This window comes from Campylobacterota bacterium (assembly GCA_040752835.1).
In the GTDB taxonomy this organism is placed as follows: Bacteria; Campylobacterota; Campylobacteria; order Campylobacterales; family Sulfurimonadaceae; genus Sulfuricurvum.
Genome location: JBFMGG010000005.1, coordinates 141,400 through 159,790 on the forward strand (window position 1 = coordinate 141,400; position 18,391 = coordinate 159,790).

At 54.6% G+C, this 18,391-nt stretch carries 24 protein-coding genes; 18 read left to right on the forward strand and 6 right to left on the reverse strand.

Features of this window, described 5'->3' with window-relative positions; all coding sequences use genetic code 11:
- Positions 1-32: 32 nt before the first annotated feature.
- The 6 genes from AB1763_03900 (at position 33) to lsrK (ending at position 5,039) form a co-directional block, all read left to right on the forward strand.
- Entirely contained in the window at positions 33-590 is a 558-nt protein-coding gene (locus AB1763_03900) for a pyruvate flavodoxin oxidoreductase subunit gamma (protein MEW5831961.1), read from the forward strand.
- A gap of 10 nt (positions 591-600) precedes the next feature.
- Positions 601-1,017 carry a 4Fe-4S dicluster-binding protein gene (locus AB1763_03905; GenBank protein ID MEW5831962.1) on the forward strand — a complete coding sequence of 139 codons (417 nt, stop codon included), beginning with the start codon at positions 601-603 and terminating at the stop codon, positions 1,015-1,017.
- Positions 1,017-2,237, forward strand: a complete 1,221-nt coding sequence (locus AB1763_03910; GenBank protein ID MEW5831963.1) for a 2-oxoacid:ferredoxin oxidoreductase subunit alpha — start codon at positions 1,017-1,019, stop codon at positions 2,235-2,237. The genes AB1763_03905 and AB1763_03910 overlap by 1 nt, the downstream gene beginning before the upstream one ends.
- A 10-nt stretch (positions 2,238-2,247) precedes the next feature.
- The gene (locus tag AB1763_03915) at positions 2,248-3,204 is read left to right on the forward strand and encodes a thiamine pyrophosphate-dependent enzyme (GenBank protein MEW5831964.1); all 957 of its coding nucleotides are present in this window, start codon (positions 2,248-2,250) and stop codon (positions 3,202-3,204) included.
- 102 nt (positions 3,205-3,306) lie between these two features.
- A complete protein-coding gene (locus AB1763_03920; protein MEW5831965.1) occupies positions 3,307-3,510 on the forward strand; it encodes a hypothetical protein in 204 nt (67 codons plus the stop codon).
- On the forward strand, positions 3,507-5,039 hold the full coding sequence (gene lsrK / locus AB1763_03925; protein MEW5831966.1) for an autoinducer-2 kinase: 1,533 nt from the start codon (positions 3,507-3,509) through the stop codon (positions 5,037-5,039). The genes AB1763_03920 and lsrK overlap by 4 nt, the downstream gene beginning before the upstream one ends.
- Here lsrK and AB1763_03930 read toward each other — a convergent pair.
- The gene (locus AB1763_03930) at positions 5,036-5,341 is read right to left on the reverse strand and encodes a putative quinol monooxygenase (GenBank protein MEW5831967.1); all 306 of its coding nucleotides are present in this window, start codon (positions 5,339-5,341) and stop codon (positions 5,036-5,038) included. The two genes, lsrK and AB1763_03930, sit on opposite strands and share 4 nt — an antisense overlap.
- Positions 5,342-5,351: 10 nt before the next feature.
- The gene (locus tag AB1763_03935; GenBank protein ID MEW5831968.1) at positions 5,352-6,524 is read right to left on the reverse strand and encodes a class II aldolase/adducin family protein; all 1,173 of its coding nucleotides are present in this window, start codon (positions 6,522-6,524) and stop codon (positions 5,352-5,354) included.
- A 95-nt stretch (positions 6,525-6,619) separates the two neighbouring features.
- Here AB1763_03935 and luxS point away from each other — a divergent pair, with 95 nt between their 5' ends.
- From luxS to AB1763_03955, 4 genes are read left to right on the forward strand one after another with little or no spacing between them, the layout of a single operon-like run.
- Positions 6,620-7,126: an S-ribosylhomocysteine lyase gene (gene luxS, locus AB1763_03940; GenBank protein ID MEW5831969.1), complete on the forward strand. Its 507-nt coding sequence runs from the start codon at positions 6,620-6,622 to the stop codon at positions 7,124-7,126.
- Positions 7,126-7,428, forward strand: a complete 303-nt coding sequence (locus AB1763_03945; GenBank protein MEW5831970.1) for a hypothetical protein — start codon at positions 7,126-7,128, stop codon at positions 7,426-7,428. The genes luxS and AB1763_03945 overlap by 1 nt, the downstream gene beginning before the upstream one ends.
- Positions 7,425-7,904 (forward strand): hypothetical protein, encoded by a 480-nt coding sequence (locus tag AB1763_03950; GenBank protein ID MEW5831971.1) that lies wholly within the window; start codon positions 7,425-7,427, stop codon positions 7,902-7,904. Before AB1763_03945 ends, AB1763_03950 begins: the two co-directional genes overlap by 4 nt.
- Positions 7,901-8,647 (forward strand): MnmC family methyltransferase, encoded by a 747-nt coding sequence (locus AB1763_03955; protein MEW5831972.1) that lies wholly within the window; start codon positions 7,901-7,903, stop codon positions 8,645-8,647. The genes AB1763_03950 and AB1763_03955 overlap by 4 nt, the downstream gene beginning before the upstream one ends.
- Here the strand turns inward: AB1763_03955 and AB1763_03960 are convergent.
- From AB1763_03960 to AB1763_03975, 4 genes are read right to left on the reverse strand one after another with little or no spacing between them, the layout of a single operon-like run.
- Positions 8,622-8,933, reverse strand: a complete 312-nt coding sequence (locus AB1763_03960; protein MEW5831973.1) for a hypothetical protein — start codon at positions 8,931-8,933, stop codon at positions 8,622-8,624. The genes AB1763_03955 and AB1763_03960 overlap by 26 nt on opposite strands.
- A gap of 44 nt (positions 8,934-8,977) precedes the next feature.
- Positions 8,978-9,592: a riboflavin synthase gene (locus tag AB1763_03965; protein MEW5831974.1), complete on the reverse strand. Its 615-nt coding sequence runs from the start codon at positions 9,590-9,592 to the stop codon at positions 8,978-8,980.
- Between the two features lie 12 nt (positions 9,593-9,604).
- A complete protein-coding gene (locus AB1763_03970) occupies positions 9,605-10,288 on the reverse strand; it encodes a tetratricopeptide repeat protein (GenBank protein MEW5831975.1) in 684 nt (227 codons plus the stop codon).
- 43 nt (positions 10,289-10,331) lie between these two features.
- Positions 10,332-10,529: a hypothetical protein gene (locus AB1763_03975; GenBank protein MEW5831976.1), complete on the reverse strand. Its 198-nt coding sequence runs from the start codon at positions 10,527-10,529 to the stop codon at positions 10,332-10,334.
- A 119-nt stretch (positions 10,530-10,648) separates the two neighbouring features.
- Here AB1763_03975 and mnmG point away from each other — a divergent pair, with 119 nt between their 5' ends.
- The 8 genes from mnmG to AB1763_04015 all read left to right on the forward strand — a co-directional run bounded on the left by mnmG (position 10,649) and on the right by AB1763_04015 (position 18,370).
- Positions 10,649-12,526: a tRNA uridine-5-carboxymethylaminomethyl(34) synthesis enzyme MnmG gene (gene mnmG, locus AB1763_03980; protein ID MEW5831977.1), complete on the forward strand. Its 1,878-nt coding sequence runs from the start codon at positions 10,649-10,651 to the stop codon at positions 12,524-12,526.
- The gene (locus AB1763_03985; GenBank protein MEW5831978.1) at positions 12,523-13,392 is read left to right on the forward strand and encodes a hypothetical protein; all 870 of its coding nucleotides are present in this window, start codon (positions 12,523-12,525) and stop codon (positions 13,390-13,392) included. The genes mnmG and AB1763_03985 overlap by 4 nt, the downstream gene beginning before the upstream one ends.
- Before the next feature lie 61 nt (positions 13,393-13,453).
- Positions 13,454-13,954 (forward strand): Rieske 2Fe-2S domain-containing protein, encoded by a 501-nt coding sequence (locus AB1763_03990; protein MEW5831979.1) that lies wholly within the window; start codon positions 13,454-13,456, stop codon positions 13,952-13,954.
- 10 nt (positions 13,955-13,964) lie between these two features.
- On the forward strand, positions 13,965-15,215 hold the full coding sequence (locus AB1763_03995) for a cytochrome bc complex cytochrome b subunit (protein ID MEW5831980.1): 1,251 nt from the start codon (positions 13,965-13,967) through the stop codon (positions 15,213-15,215).
- Positions 15,215-16,093 (forward strand): c-type cytochrome, encoded by an 879-nt coding sequence (locus AB1763_04000; protein MEW5831981.1) that lies wholly within the window; start codon positions 15,215-15,217, stop codon positions 16,091-16,093. Before AB1763_03995 ends, AB1763_04000 begins: the two co-directional genes overlap by 1 nt.
- A 10-nt stretch (positions 16,094-16,103) precedes the next feature.
- Entirely contained in the window at positions 16,104-16,499 is a 396-nt protein-coding gene (locus AB1763_04005) for a hypothetical protein (GenBank protein MEW5831982.1), read from the forward strand.
- 145 nt (positions 16,500-16,644) lie between these two features.
- Positions 16,645-17,610, forward strand: a complete 966-nt coding sequence (moaA, locus tag AB1763_04010) for a GTP 3',8-cyclase MoaA (protein ID MEW5831983.1) — start codon at positions 16,645-16,647, stop codon at positions 17,608-17,610.
- 1 nt (position 17,611) lies between these two features.
- Positions 17,612-18,370 (forward strand): 7-carboxy-7-deazaguanine synthase QueE, encoded by a 759-nt coding sequence (locus tag AB1763_04015; GenBank protein MEW5831984.1) that lies wholly within the window; start codon positions 17,612-17,614, stop codon positions 18,368-18,370.
- The last annotated feature ends 21 nt before the right edge of the window (positions 18,371-18,391 follow it).

The window sequence follows — 18,391 nt, forward strand, 5'->3', positions numbered from 1 at the left end:
CAACTTAAAACTTAAGTCATGAGGGAGAATTCATGCTAGAGATTCGATGGCACAGTCGAGCCGGACAGGGTGCCGTAACGGGCGCAAAAGGTTTGGCCGACGTTGTATCCACCACCGGTAAGCATGTTCAGGCATTCGCGTTCTACGGTTCAGCCAAGCGCGGAGCGGCGATGACGGCCTACAACCGTGTCGACGACAAAGTGATTTTGAACCATGAGAAATACATGAGACCTGACTATGTTTTGGTCATCGACCCCGCTCTGGTTTATGTCGCGGACATTACGGCGAACGAAAAAGAGGATACGATCTATATCGTTACGACGCACATGAGTACCGAAGAACTGATCGCTTCCCAGCCGAAATTGGAAGGGAAAAAAGTTTATACCGTCGACTGCATCAAAATCGCCCAGGAGACTATCGGACGCGCGATCCCCAACACGCCGATGCTGGGTGCATTGATGAAAGTATCGGGAATGTACGACATCGAGTTTTTCAAAGAGAGCATGGTCAAAGTTCTCAAAAAACTCCCTCAAAAAATTATCGACGCCAATATGATCGCGATCCAACGCGCGTATGATGAAGTGAAATAAGGAGCACATGATGGAAAAAAAAGGATGGGATGGATTCGAAATCGGTGCCATGCTCCGATCGTTTGACGGGGCGACACGCGATATCGCGACGACGCTTCCCGAAAATCGCCCTTATTCACAGTCGAACTCGTTTACCGCGAGCGTTGCGGACTGGCGCATCGAGAAACCTTTGTTCAACAAAGACTACTGCATCGATTGCCAGTTTTGCTGGGTTTACTGCCCGGACATGTCGATCATCTCGCGCGACAAAAAAATGGTCGGTGTTGATTACGACCACTGTAAAGGGTGCGGTATCTGTGTGGAAGTCTGTCCGACGAATCCGAAATCGCTCTTGATGTTCCCCGAACAAAAAGACGAAGACGCAGCACTTGCCGAATGGCCTCAAAAAGATAAAAACGCTAAAGCAGAAGAACCAAAGGAAGACTAATGGCTGATACAATGGAACTACGCGACATTGAAGTCTGGGACGGTAATATGGCCGCGAGCCAAGCGCTCCGCCAGGTACAGGTAGACGTCGTTGCGGCTTACCCGATTACCCCGTCGACTCCGATCGTTGAAAACTACGGAAATTTTACGGCAAACGGCTATGTAGACGGCGAGTTCGTCATGGTTGAATCCGAGCACGCGGCGATGTCCGGCTGTATCGGTGCGGCTGCGGCCGGCGGACGTGTCGCTACGGCGACCTCTTCTCAAGGGTTTGCCCTGATGGTCGAAACGCTTTACTCGGCATCGGGGATGCGTCTGCCGATCATCCTCAACGTTGTCAACCGTGCCCTGGGCGCACCGCTCAACGTTAACGGCGACCACTCGGACATGTATCTCGGACGCGACAGCGGATGGATCCAGCTCGATGCCTACAACCCGCAAAACGCGTACGATCTGAACTTCATCGCGTTCAAAGTCGCCGAAGACCACGACGTCCGTCTGCCCGCAATGGTTCACCAAGACGGGTTCATGACGTCGCACACGGCTCAGGGCGTTGCGACCCTCACCGACGAAGCGGCCTACAACTTCGTCGGCGAATTCAAACCGATGAACGACATGCTCGACCTCGACCACCCCGTTACCCACGGGGTACAGACCGAAGAAGACTGGCACTTCGAACACAAAGCACGTCAGCAGCACGCCCTGATGACGGCGGTTCTGCCGAAAATCCAGGCGGCATTCGACGAGTTCGAAAAACTCAGCGGACGCAAATACAACATCGTCGAAACCTACAACATGGAAGACGCCGAACTCGCCGTCGTGTGCATGGGTACGTCGGTCGAAACGGCTGAAGAGGTTTCAAACGAACTCCGCGCCAAAGGGATCAAAGCGGGCGTCGTGGGAATCCGCGTATTCCGCCCCTGGCCTCTCGAGCAGATCGCCGCGGCCCTCAAAGGGGTCAAAGCGGTCGCCGCGCTTGACCGTTCAAGCCCGCACGGCGCGATGGGGACTCTGTACAACGAACTTGCCGGTACGCTGATCAACAGCGACACCAAAGCGGTATTGACAAACTACATCTACGGTCTGGGCGGACGTGACCTGACCAAAGCTCACCTCGTCGGGATCTTCGAAGATCTCAAGGCAAACATGGACGCAGGCAAGCCGACGACTCCATTGCAACAATACATCGGTCTGCGCGGACCGAAACTCGCGTTTTTCTAAGGAGTAAGCGATGTCAGAAATGAAAAAAATCAAAAACCTCAAAGAGTTTTCGACCTCTGCTGACCGTTTCGAAGGGGCGAACCTCCTTTGTCCGGGGTGTGCCCACTCGATCATCGTGCGCGAAGTCCTCAATGCGACCAACGACGATCTGATCCTGTCGGCATCGACGGGCTGTCTGGAAGTTTGTACGGCGGTTTACCCGTATACTTCATGGGACGCTTCGTGGATCCACATCGGATTCGAAAACGGTTCAACCGCCGTTGCGGGTGCCGAGGCGATGTACAAAGCGCTCAAGAAAAAAGGGCGCCTGAAACAGCCTGATCGTACCCCGAAATTCGTTGCGTTCGGCGGCGACGGTGCAACCTACGACATCGGTTTTCAGTGGATTTCGGGCTGTTTCGAGCGCGGACACAACATGATGTACGTTTGTCTGGACAACGAAGTCTACGCCAACACGGGCGGACAGCGCTCATCTTCGACGCCGATCGGCTCGTCAACGACGACCGCGCCTGCGGGTAGCGTGAGCTACGGCGAAAAAATGAACAAAAAAGACATGCTCGCCATCATGGCGGCGCACGGCGCTCCTTACGTCGCCCAGGTCGCTCCGAACAAATGGAAAGACATGGTCGCCAAAATCCAAAAAGGTTTCGCAGCGGAAGGCCCGGTTTACATCAATGCGATGTCGGCGTGTACGACCGAGTGGAAATTCGCTCCCGAAGATACGATCGCCGTATCCGACCTGGCGACCGATTCGCTTGTTTTCCCTCTCTATGAAATCATCGACGGAAAAGAGCTCAACATCACCTACCGTCCGAAAAACGTTATCCCGGTTCGTGACTATCTGGGGGCACAGGGGCGTTTCAAACACCTCTTTACCAAACAGTACGAACACATCATCGAAGAGTGGCAGCGCCGCGTCGATGCGCAGTGGGAATACCTCCAGCGCCGTGAAGAAGCACGCGTCTAAGACGCGCTTCTTCCCCATCCCTTCTTCCCTTTCTTCCCCTTTTTTTATTTTTGGAACCTTCTTTGCTTTAAAACGTCAAATACCGTTTATGGAAAGCGCATCATGTATCGAATGACTTACAACCACAAAGGCGTTACCGGCTGTTCAGCACGTGGAATCGCCAAACGCAACACCAAAGAAGAGCTGCTCAAACTGGCCGAAGAGCTCAAAGATTCCATCTGCAACATCGACATCCGTCCGATCGAAAACTACAGCGAAAAGAGACTTCCGCTGGAAGTGTTCGCCAACACCAAAGAGTTGCGATGAAAGGCTACTTTCTGGTCCTCGATGCGGGAACGGGGAGTATCCGCTCGGTCATATTCGATACCCTGGGCAATCAGGTCGCCATCGCGCAGTATGAATGGGAACACGTAGCCGAGGAGGGGGTCGCGGGGTCGATGGGATTCGATTATGTCCGGGGCTGGGAACTCGCCAAGCGCTGTATCGGCGAGTCGATCGCGTCCGCTAAAATCGACGCTTCCGCGATTATGGCGGTTTCGGCTTCGAGCATGCGCGAGGGGATCGTCGTTTACGATGCGCAGATGCGTGAGATATGGGGGGTCGCGAACGTCGACAGCCGTGCGGGATCGGAAGTGGCGTATCTCAAAAGCCGCGATCCGTTTTTGGAAAAGGAGTGTTACCGCAGCAGCGGGCAGACGTTTGCCCTCTCGGCGGCTCCTCGACTGTTGTGGCTCAAAAACAACCGGCCCGCACTGTATGAACGTGCCCGATATTTTACGATGATCAGCGACTGGATCCTCTTCAAACTCAGCGGGGAACTCGCCTCGGAACCCTCCAATGCGGGGACCGCCGGAGCGTTTAGCCTGACGCGGCGCGACTGGAACAAACGCGAATTCGAACAATGCGGTCTCAAGGATATGTTCGTACCGATCCGGGAGAGCGGGGAAGTTTTGGGGAAGGTGAGCGTACAGGCTGCCCGGGAAAGTGGATTGAGCCCCTCGACACTGGTGGTGATGGGTGGCGGCGACGTACAGATCGGAACCGCGGGCCTGGGAGCTTCAAAGCTCGGCGACGCCGTCGTGCTGGGCGGAAGTTTCTGGCAGCAGGTCGTCAATATCCCCTCCGGGGCGACTCTTTCGGATGCGATGTTGCTGAGGGTCAATCCGCATGTGGTGGCGGGAATGTCCCAGGCGGAGGGGATCACCTTTTTTACGGGGCTGGTGATGCGCTGGTTTCGCAATGCGTTCGGATGCGGTAAAAGCTATGCGGAACTCGAACGGATGGCCCAGAACGTTCCGCCGGGTTCGCACGGGATCATCCCGATCTTCAGCGACCGGATGAATTACGGGGAATGGATACACGCCTCGCCGTCGTTTCTGGGACTCGGGCTCGACGAGAGCAAGTACAACGTCGCCTCGATGTTTCGGGCCCTCGAAGAGAACGCGTGCATCGTAAGCGCGATCAATCTCGATAACATCAAAGCGTTCAGCGGCGTTTCGCCCACCTCGCTGACCTTTGCCAGCGGTGCCTCCAACGGGACACTATGGTCGCAGATCCTCGCCGACGTGAGCGCTCTGGAGGTGCGCGTTCCGGTGGTGAAAGAGGCGACGGCGCTGGGGGTAGCGATGGCTGCGGGGATCGGTGCGGGCATTTACGAAAGCTTTGAAGAGGCGGGGAGCCGCATCGTCACAATCGAGCGGGTGTATGAGCCGAACATGGCAAACCACGCACGCTACGCCGAAGTCAAAGAGCGGTGGCTCAACGCCTACGCCAAACAGATGGAACTGGTCCGCGAGGGGACGCTGGAGCCGATGTGGAAGGCTCCGGGGATTTAAAATCCGTACGCCTTTTCATCCAGAAGATCCAGCTCTTCGGTGTATTTGTCGTCGACGAACGGCTCGTAATGCGATTTGTAGTAGGCATAATGTTCCGTATGCTTGTGCCCTTCGAGCGCTTCTTCGTTTTCCCACGATTCGACGGCGAAAAATTTTCTCGGATTGACCTGCGACTGAAAGATGTAGTAAAAGAGGCATCCGGGCTCTTTGAGCGAAGGCGCAACCATGTCCTCAAGCAGTTTTTTGACCGTTTGGATGTGTTCTTCTTTGGCGATAAAGGTCACTTTTTTCGTAATTTTCATAGATTGATCCTTATTTTTTGAGTTTTGCCTGTTCCAGCTCCCAATATTCCATCTGAAACATTTGCGGGAGGCTAAGCGACGTCCATCCCCCCAGCTGTTCGGCTGAGAGGATTGCGGTGAGAGTGTGTTTGACGATGTCGCCGATGATCAGCGACTCTTTGTCGTCTTTACCCAGTACGACGATTCCCACCCCTTTAATCACAGCGTAGCGGGGGGCGAGATCAAGGCAGATGTGCTCGCTCAAGGCGTTGGCGTGGAAATAGGCTTTGTATTCCTGGGCAAATTGCACGATACCCTGGGCGATGTCCCCGTCGATGATGGCGGGGAAGGGTTTGATCCGGATAACGTGTTCGGGAGTCAGTCCCCCCTTTTTGACCAGGGATGCAAGATTGGGAAGGATGCTGAACAGCTGTGCGCGGGGTGAATCGATCAACATCGGGGAGAGATCGCATCCGCGCAGTTTCGACGCTTCCGCGGCTACGGCCGCAGCCACAGCGGGATCGCCTTTGCCTTCGCAATCGCCGCAGGCAAGGGTGACACGCTCGGCCAGATACGTTTCGGCTGCGGTGACGATTTCGATCATTTTTTCATAGGCCCGTTTGGCGTCATTGTCAAACGTAAAGACGCCGTGGTGCATCAGAATGATCCCGGACAAGGTACTCCAGTCGACGCTCCGGGTGAGTTCATGGATATGCTTGGCCAGTTCGAACCCCGGCATCACGTAATCGACGATGAGCATATTTTTTCCGTACAGCTCCTGCACCAGCGTTTTGCCGCCCGGGGTGTTGGTGAGGGTTACGACCGCGTCGGCATGGGTGTGGTCGACGTAATCAAAGGGGATGATGGCGTGGAGAATCGCTTCGATCGAGGGGTTGGGGGCGCTTTGGTCCGACATCGCTTCGCGCTGTTCTTTGACCATTTGGGTGTCCGAGAGGCTTTCGCGCTCGGCCATCGCACACAGCGCCCCCAGATTGACCGGGGAAAACCCCGGTTTTTCGATCGTATCGAGATTCCATCCGCTCCCTTTGACGTAGAGGGTATCGCCGATTTTGACGGAGGTGTTGCCTCCTCCGTGCAGGACCAGGCTTTTTTCGGCTCCCAGCAGTCGGGAGGTATACACCCGCATGGCGAGAGGATCGTTCCCGAAGCGGGCGGCAGTGGCGTCGTCGAAAAGGCTTTTCATAGGGTTACACCTTTGGTTTAATCCACGAATTATAGCGATGCAATAGTGAAATATGCTACTATTACCCCCAATAAAGACCGAATTTAAGGATATACATGCCGCTACTTGACAGTTTTTGCGTCGATCACACCATTATGCCCGCTCCCGCCGTCCGCCGTGCCAAAGGGATGAAAACGCCCAAAGGGGACGACATCACCGTTTTCGATCTGCGTTTTTGCCGCCCGAACGAAAAGACCCTCTCTCCCGAGGGGATCCACACCCTCGAACACCTTTTCGCGGGATTCATGCGGGATCATCTCAACTCGGATAAAACCGAGATCATCGACATCTCGCCGATGGGATGCCGCACCGGATTTTACATGAGCGTCATCGGAACCCCCAGCGAGGAAGAGGTAGCCGACGCATGGGAAGCGTCGATGAAAGATATCCTCGATGTCAAATCCCAAAACGATATCCCCGAACTGAACATCTACCAGTGCGGTACCTACAAAATGCATTCGCTCGAAGACGCCAAGGCGATCGCAACCGAAGTGCTGCGCAAAGATATCGATATCATGGACAACGAAGCACTCAAACTCGACCTATCGAAGGTAGAAAAATAATGGTCCTTTTGTTGCCGATGAACGGTGACGATACCCAGGAATCGGAGCTCAGCGGTATTTTGAGCGCCGAATTCTGGGCGACGGTCGAGGTCGAAGAGGGGCGCGTCGTGGAGATCAACTTTTACCGGGACCGCTCCGCGATCGAGACCCCCTGCGATGCCGTCATCGTTATCAACAATTACGAACCCGTGATGGAATTTCTCGATCAACAGATGATGGTTCTCGTCGCCCACGCGCAACGCACCGTCGACGATATCGTCGAGGCTTATCTTTTCCGTGAGTTGCACGATCTGGCACTATGATCACCTCGCTGCTCCATCCTACGCCCCATACGAAAATCATGGTGGTGACCAGTCATCTGGACTCGATGGCGGAGGAACTGGGGCGTTTTCTCTCCCCCTATGAGGGGCTTATCGATCTTTCGCTCTTCCCCGGGGAACATCGGGACCTCGTCCACGGCACATTTCACAAAACATTCCCGATCAAAGACTACCGATCCCCCGCCGCAGGCGTTCCCCGCGATTACGCCGCCGTGATCGTTCAGGATGTGCTGCACCGTCATGAGAATCCGCACAAATTTTTGCAGATGGCTTACCGGACGCTCCTCAACGCTTCGGAGATCATCATCGTCCAGCAAAACGGCTCGATGCCGCCGGCCGAGGTCGAATCGCTGCTCGATCAGGCTGAATTTCGGGCAATTAATGCGATCATGGATTTGATCGAAGGGTACGATGTGATCGTCGGAAAAAAAATGCACATGTGGGGTAAAGGGCTATGAAGCGATGGGTGCAAAGCGACGACGGCAGCTATACCGCGTATAGCAGCGAGTACGACGAACACTACCACTCGACCAAGGACGGGGCGCTTAACGAATCGCTCAAAAAACATATCGAGCCCGCTTTTAGGCTGCATGCGCAAAAAGAGCATCTGCGCATCATAGACATCTGTTTCGGGTTGGGATTCAATACGCTTCTGAGCCTCCATTACCGCGATGCCTATTATCCCGATACGACGCTCGAAATCTATTCACCCGAACTTGACGGCGATCTGGTCGCTTCGCTGGTCGATTTTCCCTACCCCGAAATATTTGAACCGTACCGAAACATCATCACCGACATCGCAACGCTCGGCGGTTATGAGGACGAGCGGACGCAGATCACCGTGGAGATCGCAGACGCGAGGGTAGCGATACGGGAACTCTCGGGGGAGTGGGACGTCTGCTACCAGGACGCGTTCAGCCCGCAGACCAATCCGATGCTGTGGACGCGGGAATATTTTGCCGATGTGGCAGGGCTGATGGGGGAGGAGGGGGTCGTGACGACTTATTCGACGGCGCTGGCCACCCGATTGGCTTTACATGAAAACGGATTTCACGTCTATCTCAATACGGGCAAGGGGTATCGTAACGCGACGATCGCTTCACGGCGAGAACTGGCCGGGTACACGAAAGTCGATATGGCACACAAGATTGCCTGCAACCCCGATGCACGGAGCCTTAGCGACGAAAGTCCGGGTCTTTGAAGCGGTAGTGCTCGATCAGGTGGCGGAGGCGGTTCCCGTTGAAGCGCCAGAAGTGCTTGGGATCGAATTCAGGGTGTGATGTCATGCGCTGAAAGAGGGCTTCTTCATCCAACCCCGGCTCATTTCGATCGCACTCGACCATGATCCGCTCGAGCAGCTCCACCGATTCTGGGGTCGTATCGTCGTCGCTGAGGCGTCGGACCGGGAGAAAAGCGTACAGCTTCCAGACGGTGAGGATCACTCCTCCGACGAACGATCCCAGCATAATCCATTCGAGCGGTTTCATGAATATTTCCTTAATGAAGGGATTTTATTCCTTCGTCGTTCAAATTAGTATAAAGAATGGATGCGGTCGATGTCGTCCCAGCTCATCCCTTTGGGCTTCGAAGCGCTCAGGATGTGGCGGATGTATCGCGCGAAAACGTCCGTTTCGATGTTGACGCGGGTCCCTTTTTTATAGGTACCGAAGAGCGTTTCGCGCATCGTGATCGGGATGATGGTGAGGCGGAAGGCATCTTCGTATACGTCGTTGACGGTGAGGCTCACCCCGTCGATCGTAATCGAGCCCTTGGGCGGGATCAGCGGGATAAACCCGCTATCGACCTCAATGATCACGTCGTAGCTGTTGCCGTTGTCGGTAATGGAGCGGACGGTACCGATCGTGTCGACGTGCCCCTGGACGATATGCCCCTCGAACCGGTCTCCCATTGCCATTGCCGGTTCGATGTGTACTTGACCTGAGAGTTTTTCGGTCGCGATGTGCTCAAGGGTTTCGGGGGAGAGTTCGACGGTAAAGCCGTCGTTTTCGATGCTGACGACCGAGAGGCAGGTGCCGTTGATTGCAATCGAATCGCCCAGTTTCGGTTTGTGGCGCGCTTTGAGTGCAAGGCGGTTGGCGCTGAAGTTTTTGACACTCGCCATCTCCCGGATCAATCCCGTAAACATGAAACCCCTTCGTTAAAATACTATTTTACCCTCTTCCTGCAAGGAACGGATAATTTGTTTGGCTTTTTCGTGGCCGTTATAGGCCGCTTTGCGGCACCATTCGAGTGCGGCGTCGTGGTCTGCGTCGCACCCGAGCCCCTGATCGTGCATCAATCCGAGGTTGTACTGCGCTTCGGGGAGGTTCATTTGCGCGGCGCGCGAAAAACAGACGAAGGCACGGGCATAATCCTGCGGGACGCCGTACCCCTCTTTATAAAGGACACCGAGGTTGTTAAAGGCGTTCGCGTTCCCCCGTTTTGCCCCCTCTTCGTACCAAAAGGCCGCTTCGGAGAAATTCTGGACGCATCCCAGTCCCCGCTCCAGGCTCAGTCCCGCTTCGTATTGCGCCTGGGGAAATCCCAGGATCGCCGAACGCAGGAGCAGTTCGTGCGCTTTGAACTGGTCGTGCGCCACCCCCGCCCCGTCGGCGTACATCAAGGCGAGGTTGTAGATCGCCGCGGGTTCGTCGTGTTCGGCCGCCTGAGAGTAGAGGGCGAACGCTTTGTCGAGCGAGGGTTCGGTCCCCAGCCCTTTTTGGTACATGTATCCCAGCGATGCCACCGCGGTGGGGTTTCCCTCCCGCGCGAGCGCCTCGAACCGCGTCAGCGCGGCTGCGTAATCGCCGTTATTGAAAGCTTCCAATGCATCGTGAAGCATCGATTCGCTCCTTTGCGTTTTTCGGGATTATAGCGGCGCACCCTTAACGGCGCACCTTCCGGTGGCTCCGCTGTTTTTCCTTAAGGAGGGTTACAACATCTTTGAGCTCCTCTTTTTTCTTGAGCAGCTCGTCGCGGATCATGTGCTCCTCATCGCCGTCGATTTCGGGATCGTACTCGACGGGTGAGGGGTCGTAGTTTTTCAGCATCTCTTCCAATGTCAGGGGTTTGTCGTTTTTCATGGCAATCGCTCGTCATCAAAAGGTTTTCTTAATTCTAGGCTATTTTTCCTTTGGATTTTATAGGTTTCAACAATCAAGGTTATAATTGCGTTCAAAGAATGTAGTAAAGAAGCAAAATCATGCAATATGACGTAATCGTAGTCGGCGGAGGACACGCCGGAATCGAAGCGGCCCTGGCCGCAGCCCGGATGGGACACAATACCCTGATGGTCTCCATACTTGCCGAACAGGTGGGAGCGACGAGCTGCAATCCCGCCGTCGGGGGACTGGCCAAAGGGCACCTGGTACGCGAACTCGACGCCCTGGGCGGGGAGATGGGGCTGCTCACCGACGAAGCGGGGATACAGTTCCGGATTCTCAACATCACCAAAGGGCCCGCCGTTCGCGGAAGCCGCGCCCAGATCGACATGGACCGCTACCGCGTCATCGCGCGCAACACCATCCTCACGACCCCCAACCTGAGCCTGATCCAAGAGACGGTGACGTCGCTGCTGATCGAAGACGATACCGTCGTGGGGGTACAGACCCATCTGCTCAACGAATACCGCGCTTCGCGGGTGATTCTTACGACCGGGACGTTCCTCAACGGAGTCGTTCATATCGGCGAAGTGACGCAGGAGGCGGGGCGGTTCGGAGAATTTGCCGCCAAAGGGCTCAGCGATCAGCTCCGTTTGCTTGGGGTGAACGTCGGGCGGCTCAAAACGGGGACATGCCCCCGCGTCGACAGTTCCTCGATCGACTTTAGCGTGATGGAACTCCAAGACGGCGACGAGCTCCCCGCACCGTTCAGTTTCCGGACCGACCGTGAGGCGTTTGCCCGTACCAAAAAACAGCTCCCCTGCTACATCGCCTACACGAACGAGGAGACCCACAGCCTGATCGAGGGGAATTTTCACCGCGCCCCCCTCTTTACCGGACAGATCGAAGGGATCGGGCCGCGCTACTGCCCCAGCATCGAAGACAAGATCAACCGTTTCCGGGACAAAGAGCGTCATCACCTCTTCATCGAACCTCAGACGGCGGAGAACACCGAGTGCTACATCAACGGGATGTCCACCTCGCTTCCCCCCGACGTGCAGCGCGCCATGATACATTCGGTCCGCGGGATGGAAAATGCCAAAATCGTCCGATACGGCTATGCCATCGAGTACGATTACGTCGACCCGACGGAGCTTCGCCATACTCTCGAGACGAAAAAGATCCGCAACCTCTATTGCGCCGGGCAGATCAACGGGACCACCGGATACGAGGAAGCGGCCGCACAGGGGCTCATGGCCGGGATCAACGCCAGCCTCAGCCTGCAGGGGAAAGAGCCGCTTGTGCTGCGCCGTGATGAAGCCTACATCGGCGTCCTGATCGACGATCTGGTCACCAAGGGGACCAAAGAACCTTACCGGATGTTTACTTCCCGCGCCGAATACCGGCTGCTGCTGCGCGAGGAGACCGCCGATCTGCGTTTGGGCAAATACGGTCACGCGCTGGGGCTCATTTCGGACGCTCAAATGGAACGGATCGACGCGAAACGGCGACAGATTGAGGAGGGGTTGGCACTTCTGGAAGAGACGGTCTATACCCCCAACAAAGAGTTCCTGGCCTTTTTGGAAGAGATCGGCGAAGAGAAAATCAGCGACAAACTCGCCGCGACCCAGCTCGTTTCGCGTAAGACGTTCGACGAGGAGAAACTCCTGAAACTGTTCCCGCAGTTCAAAGAACTCGACCCCTACATCGTCGAGCAGATCCTGATCGAGGCCAAATACGCCCGTTACGTCGAAAAACAAAGCGACGACATCAAGCGGATGGAGTCGATGCTCCACATCGCGATCCCCTCCGATTTCAATTTCGGCTCCGTTTCCGGACTCTCTAAAGAGATCGTCGAAAAACTGGAAAAATTCAACCCGCCTACGTTGCAGGCGGCATCGCAGATAAGCGGGATCACCCCCGCCGCCCTCGACATCCTGCACATCTACATCAAAATGGCCGCCAAAGGAAAAAAATGAGATATTTCTACTACGTCCATACGGGGCACCGTATCGGTCTGGATCGCTTCCACCGCGCCGTTGCGATCGTCAACGAACTTCAAAAAGAGATCGACATCACCCTGCTGTGTTCGGATTTCCGGATCGCATCACAGGCGAGAGAATACGGGATCAAACGCGCCGTCGGGGTCGATGTCGTGCGCAACATCCCCCAAATCGCCGTTCACGGCGACAAGATCATTTTCGATTCGGCCGAGCTCAATCCGGTCTTGCACGATGACATGTGCCGTTTTTTCTCGACGTTTGTCCGAATCGGCGACGACCCTTCCGATGCGAAGCACCCGGGCGAATTCCTGATCTCCCCCTATCTCGAAGGAGAAGGGATCTGCCGCGGCGTGGTGATCGGCGAACAATACTTCCGCCCGCTTCCCAAGACGATCGCGATGGCTCTTTTCTTCGGGGACGACGACTACGAAAAGGACCTCGAAAAACTCCAGGGGATATTCGCACCGCATAAGATGGACCTGCTGATGGGCTTTTATCATTTCCTGGGATACGAGAATAGCCTGAAAGAGAGTTTCGGGACGATCCATGATTCAGAGACATACGATGAGGTGATCCGCTCGACGAACGTTTTACTCAGCGCCTCGCCGCAGGCGGTTTTGCAGAACCTCGCCGCCGGAGGCCGCCCCGTTTACCTTCAACGCCCCGATTATCCGCACGATTTTCTCCCCCTTTTCAAAGAACTGAATATCCCGGTCGTGACCGATCTTACGCAAGAGAAGCTTATGCAAACCATAAGTATCGCTTTATCAAACAACTATCACTTAATGGATAAAAACAATACGAAAGTAATCGAATTCATAAGGAAAACTTTCAATTTATAGAAACTTTAAACCTTTTTCACTTATGATAGAGTGTTAAATTTCCAAATTAAGTGAGATGACAATGATGGATGAAAGCAGAAGAGGGTTTATCGGAAAAGCCTTTGGTGCCGTCGCCGCCGTCGGAGGGATCGCATCGCTGATCGCGATGAAGAAGACATGGGATCCGCTTCCGAGCGTCATGTCTGCCGGTTTCACGACAGTCGACGTATCAGGGCTCGAAGCCAATAAACTCGAAGTCGTCGTATGGCGGGGCAAACCGGTGTTTGTCCTTAAATATACCGAAGATATGAAACCGACCGACGGACGCAGCGTCAAAATCGGGGATCACTATTTCTCTGTAATGATCGGGCTGTGTACCCACCTGGGATGTATCCCGGCTTACCGTGCCGACCAGCACGATTTCAAATGCGCCTGTCACGGCGGTGAATTCACCGATGCGGGCATCAACAAGTTCGGACCGCCGCCGCGTCCGCTCGACATTCCTCCGTTCAAACTTGACGGCGTAACGCTTGTACTGGGTGAAGAAGGCCCTGAATACAAAGCGATGATGGCAAAAGCGTAAGGGGGGAAATATGGCAGAATTTAAAAAAGCAGACTCGATGCTCGAGTGGTTTGACCAGCGTCTGGGTGTCGTCAACTTTGCAAAAGTGATGATGACCGAGTATTGGATTCCCAAAAATATCAACTTTTTGTGGGCGATGGGGGTATTGCTGACCGTATTGTTCACGTTCTTGCTGGTGTCGGGGATCTTTTTGTTGATGTATTACAAACCGGATGTCAACCTAGCATTCGACAGCGTCAACTACACGATCATGCAGGAAGTCGCCTACGGATGGCTGTTCCGTCATATCCACGCGGTGGGTGCGTCGGTCGTCTTCCTTGTCATTTACATCCATATGTTTACCGGGATCTATTACGGCTCGTACAAAAAAGGGCGTGAGATGATTTGGATTTCAGGGATGTTGCTGTTTGTCCTTTTCTCGGCGGAAGGGTTCAGCGGATACATGCTTCCGTGGGGCCAGATGTCGTATTGGGCGGCGTACGTAATTACCGAAATCTTCGGCGGGATTCCCGTGATCGGAGACGAACTGGTGGTTTGGATCCGCGGTAACTTCTACGTTTCCGATGCGACCCTGACCCGCTTCTTCATGCTGCACGTGCTGCTCATCCCGTTGCTGATCCTCGGTGCGATCGCGTTCCACTTCTACGCGCTCCGTTTCCCGCATGTCAACAACGAAGACGGCGAGTTTTTCGACTTCGACGAAGAGGCCGAGAAATACAAAGCAGGCAAGAAAAAAGAGTCCAAAGTCGTCCCTTTCTGGCCGGTGTTCCTCTCGAAAGACTTTTTCGTCCTCGGGTTCTTTATGCTCTTCTTTTTCTACCTGGTCTTCTTCCATTACGGGTTCGCGATGGATGCGATCAACTTCGACAAAGCCGACGGCCTGAAAACCCCTGCCCACATCTACCCTGAGTGGTACTTCCTGTGGAGTTACGAAGTGTTGCGCGGATTCTTCTTTGAAATCGCCGGTATTTCCGGAAAAGACCTCGGTCTGATCGCATTCGGAATCGCGAACGCGATTTTCTTCTTCATGCCGTGGCTGGACCGCTCGCCGATGGTTAAACCGGCGAACAAGCGCCCGTATTTCAAATACTGGTTCTGGTTCATGATGGTTGACCTGATCGTCTTGACGATTTACGGAAAACTGCCTCCGACCGGTGCCAACGCATGGGTAGGGTTCGCGTCATCTTTGACGTTCCTGACGCTGTTCGCGTTGCTGCCGTTTATTACCAAAGCAGAAGCTAAAAAAGTGGGGGGCAAATAATGAAAGAGTTTAAAATCTTGGCCGTCATTGTTGCTCTTGTCGGCATTACCTATTACGGGATCGAACCGTATGCACACCACGTGATGCATCCGGAGGTCGCACCCGCCGATTTCACGTTCAAAGATCTGAAAAACGTTGATACGTCGATTGCAGGGAACCCCGAAAACGGGAAAGTCCTCGTCGAAGCCAACTGTATCGCGTGTCACTCGATCGAAACGGCGGGCCATCCGCAGATGATGCCCAACGCCGATGCTGCCGCCAGCTACGGCGTCGTTCCTCCCGATCTGAGCGGAGCGGGGTGGATTTACGACAAAAACTATTTGGCCAATTTCATCTTTGACCCCGTCAGCGCGATGAAACTTCAGCACAAATACACGCCTGAAAGCGGCAAACAGTTCCCGATGCCTTCGTACAACTGGATGTCGGCGCAGGAAATCATGGATATCGTCGCGTACCTGCAGTCGATCGCTCCCAAAGCGAAATCGGGGACCGAATCGCATAAAAATACATTCGAAGCGGCATGCGGACGCTGCCACTCCATGGCGTATGCGGGACTCGAATCGACCACGCCTCCCGATGTGATCAAAAACTACATGGGAGCCACACCGCCGGATCTGTCGCAATACATCAAAAGCCGCGGCGAGCACTACCTTTACAGCTTCATCAACGACCCGCAGGTTCTCCTGCCCGGAACGTCGATGCCCAGAACGGGTCTGAACCAGAAAGCCCAAGAAGAGGTCATCGCCTACATGGAAGAGATCGGCGACCGCAAAAAAGCCGAACGCGAAAGCCTCGGGCTTTACGTGATGCTTTATACCGCGGTATTCGCTCTTCTGGCCTGGGCGTGGAAACGCAAAATCTGGTCGGAAGTACACTAAGGAGTCAGGGATGAAAATGATTAAAATGATGGCTCTTGCCGCACTGCTCGGCAGTGCGGCCATGGCAAACGAAACGCTGGCCCTGAACATGAGCCAGATGGAAAACGGCCTGAGCAACGTCCAAAAAGGGTTTTTGTACAATGCACCCGTCCTTATCAAAGGGGGCATCAGCGAAATCCAAAAAGCCAACGCGTTGTTTCATAACGCCGATGCGACCAAAAAGTATCTTCCTAAAGAAAAACAGCATATGAGCAACATCGCCTTCAATGCCGCGAAGCGTATCGACGCTTCGAGCAACGAGCTCATCAAAGCGCTGAATAAAAAAGAATACTCCAAAGCGAGCCAGTCGTATTCGGAGATCGTCAACGCCTGTACCGCGTGCCACGCCGTCGTTCGCGGCTGGTAAAGCGTACCTGCGCCCCGCGGGGCGTTCCTTCGTGTCTGCGCCTTTGGTTGTGCAGCTTTCTCTAATTCCTCCGATAAATAAAACTCCAAACAACATTTCGCTACACTCCCGCCATAATGGATAAGGTTTAGATACAAGGATCACTTTGCTAGTTGACAGTTACGGCCGTACGGTCGATTATTTGAGGGTGTCGGTGACGGAGCGGTGCAATTTCCGCTGCCAGTACTGCATGCCCGAAAAACCCTTTTCGTGGGTTCCCAAAGAGAATCTGCTCAGTTTCGAGGAACTGTTCGAATTTATCCGCGTGGCGATTGACGAAGGGGTGAAGAAGATCCGCATTACGGGGGGTGAGCCGCTTCTGCGCGAAGACCTCGACGCCTTTATCAAAATGATCCACGACTACAAAAATGACATCGATCTGGCGATGACCACGAACGCCTACCTGCTCAAAGGCTCCGCCCAAAAGCTCTACGATGCGGGACTTCGGCGGCTGAACGTCTCGATCGATTCGCTCAAACCCGACGTAGCTGAGAAAATCGCCAAAAAAGACGTTCTCGGTCCCGTACTGGCCGGCGTGGAAGAGGCGCTCAAAGTGGGGATGAAGGTTAAGGTGAACATGGTTCCCATGAAAGGGCTCAATGACGGCGAAATCCTTGACGTTCTCGAGTACTGCAAAGCCCGCGGTATGACGGTACGCTTCATTGAATACATGGAGAACGTCCACGCGGAGGTGAATATCAAGGGGATGCAGAGCCCCGAATTGCTGGAGATAATCGGTAGCCGTTACGCGTACGAAGACCTGGGATTCGACGGCCACTCACCATCGCACTATTACCGTCTCGAGGACGGCTATGAATTCGGGATCATCGAACCCCACAAAGACGATTTCTGCACCAAATGCAACCGCATCCGCCTCACCGCCGAGGGCAACCTGATCCCCTGTCTCTATTTCGACGAGGCGATGAGCATCCGTGACGCCGTCCGCCGGGGAGACATCAAAGAAGCGGCACTGGTGCTCAAAGAGGTCGTCCGTACCAAGCCGGAGAAAAACCGCTGGAGCGAAGGGGATGCAGAAGCCTCGAACCGCGCCTTCTACGAAACGGGAGGGTGAGATGCTCTACCTTGTAGAACATTTTTACTCCGTGCAGGGGGAGGGAAAATATACGGGACATCCGTCGATGTTTTTTCGCTTCGGAGGGTGCAACCTGACCTGTGAGGGATTCGGGTGCACCGAAATCGCCCCGGACGGGAGCGAAGTGATCGGATGCGATACCGTATATGCCGTCGACCGAAAGGGATTCGGCGGGATATGGATGGAGATCGAGGAACTCCAGACGCTGATCTGGATCATGAACGGCTACCGCCTTCCTCCCCATGTCGACGTCGTTTTGACCGGCGGGGAACCGCTGGTGTACGCAAGCGAGCCGATTTTCGTTCAGTTTATCGAATACCTGGTGTCGCAGGGGCACCGTGTGACCTTCGAGACGAACGGGACGATCGCACCCGACTTCGGTCGCTACCCTTTTTACCGGGAAGCGACCTATGCCCTTTCGGTCAAGCTCTCCAACAGCGGCGAGCCCAAAGCCCGACGGGTCAGACCTGAGGCGATCACCGCGATTGTCGCCAATGCGAAAGAGTCGTTTTTCAAATTCACCGTCGACGAGCCTTCCTTGATGAACCACATCGAGACGGAGATCGACGAGATCATCGCCGAATACCCCTTCACGCCCGTTTACTGCATGCCGCTGGGCGGTGACAAGGCGCATATCGAAGCCAACTGCGAATCGGTGATCGAGTTGTGCAAACGCCGGGGATTCATCTATTCCGATCGTCTCCATATCCGTATCTGGGATCAGAATCACGGGGTATAATATCGAGATTACTTGAGGTCG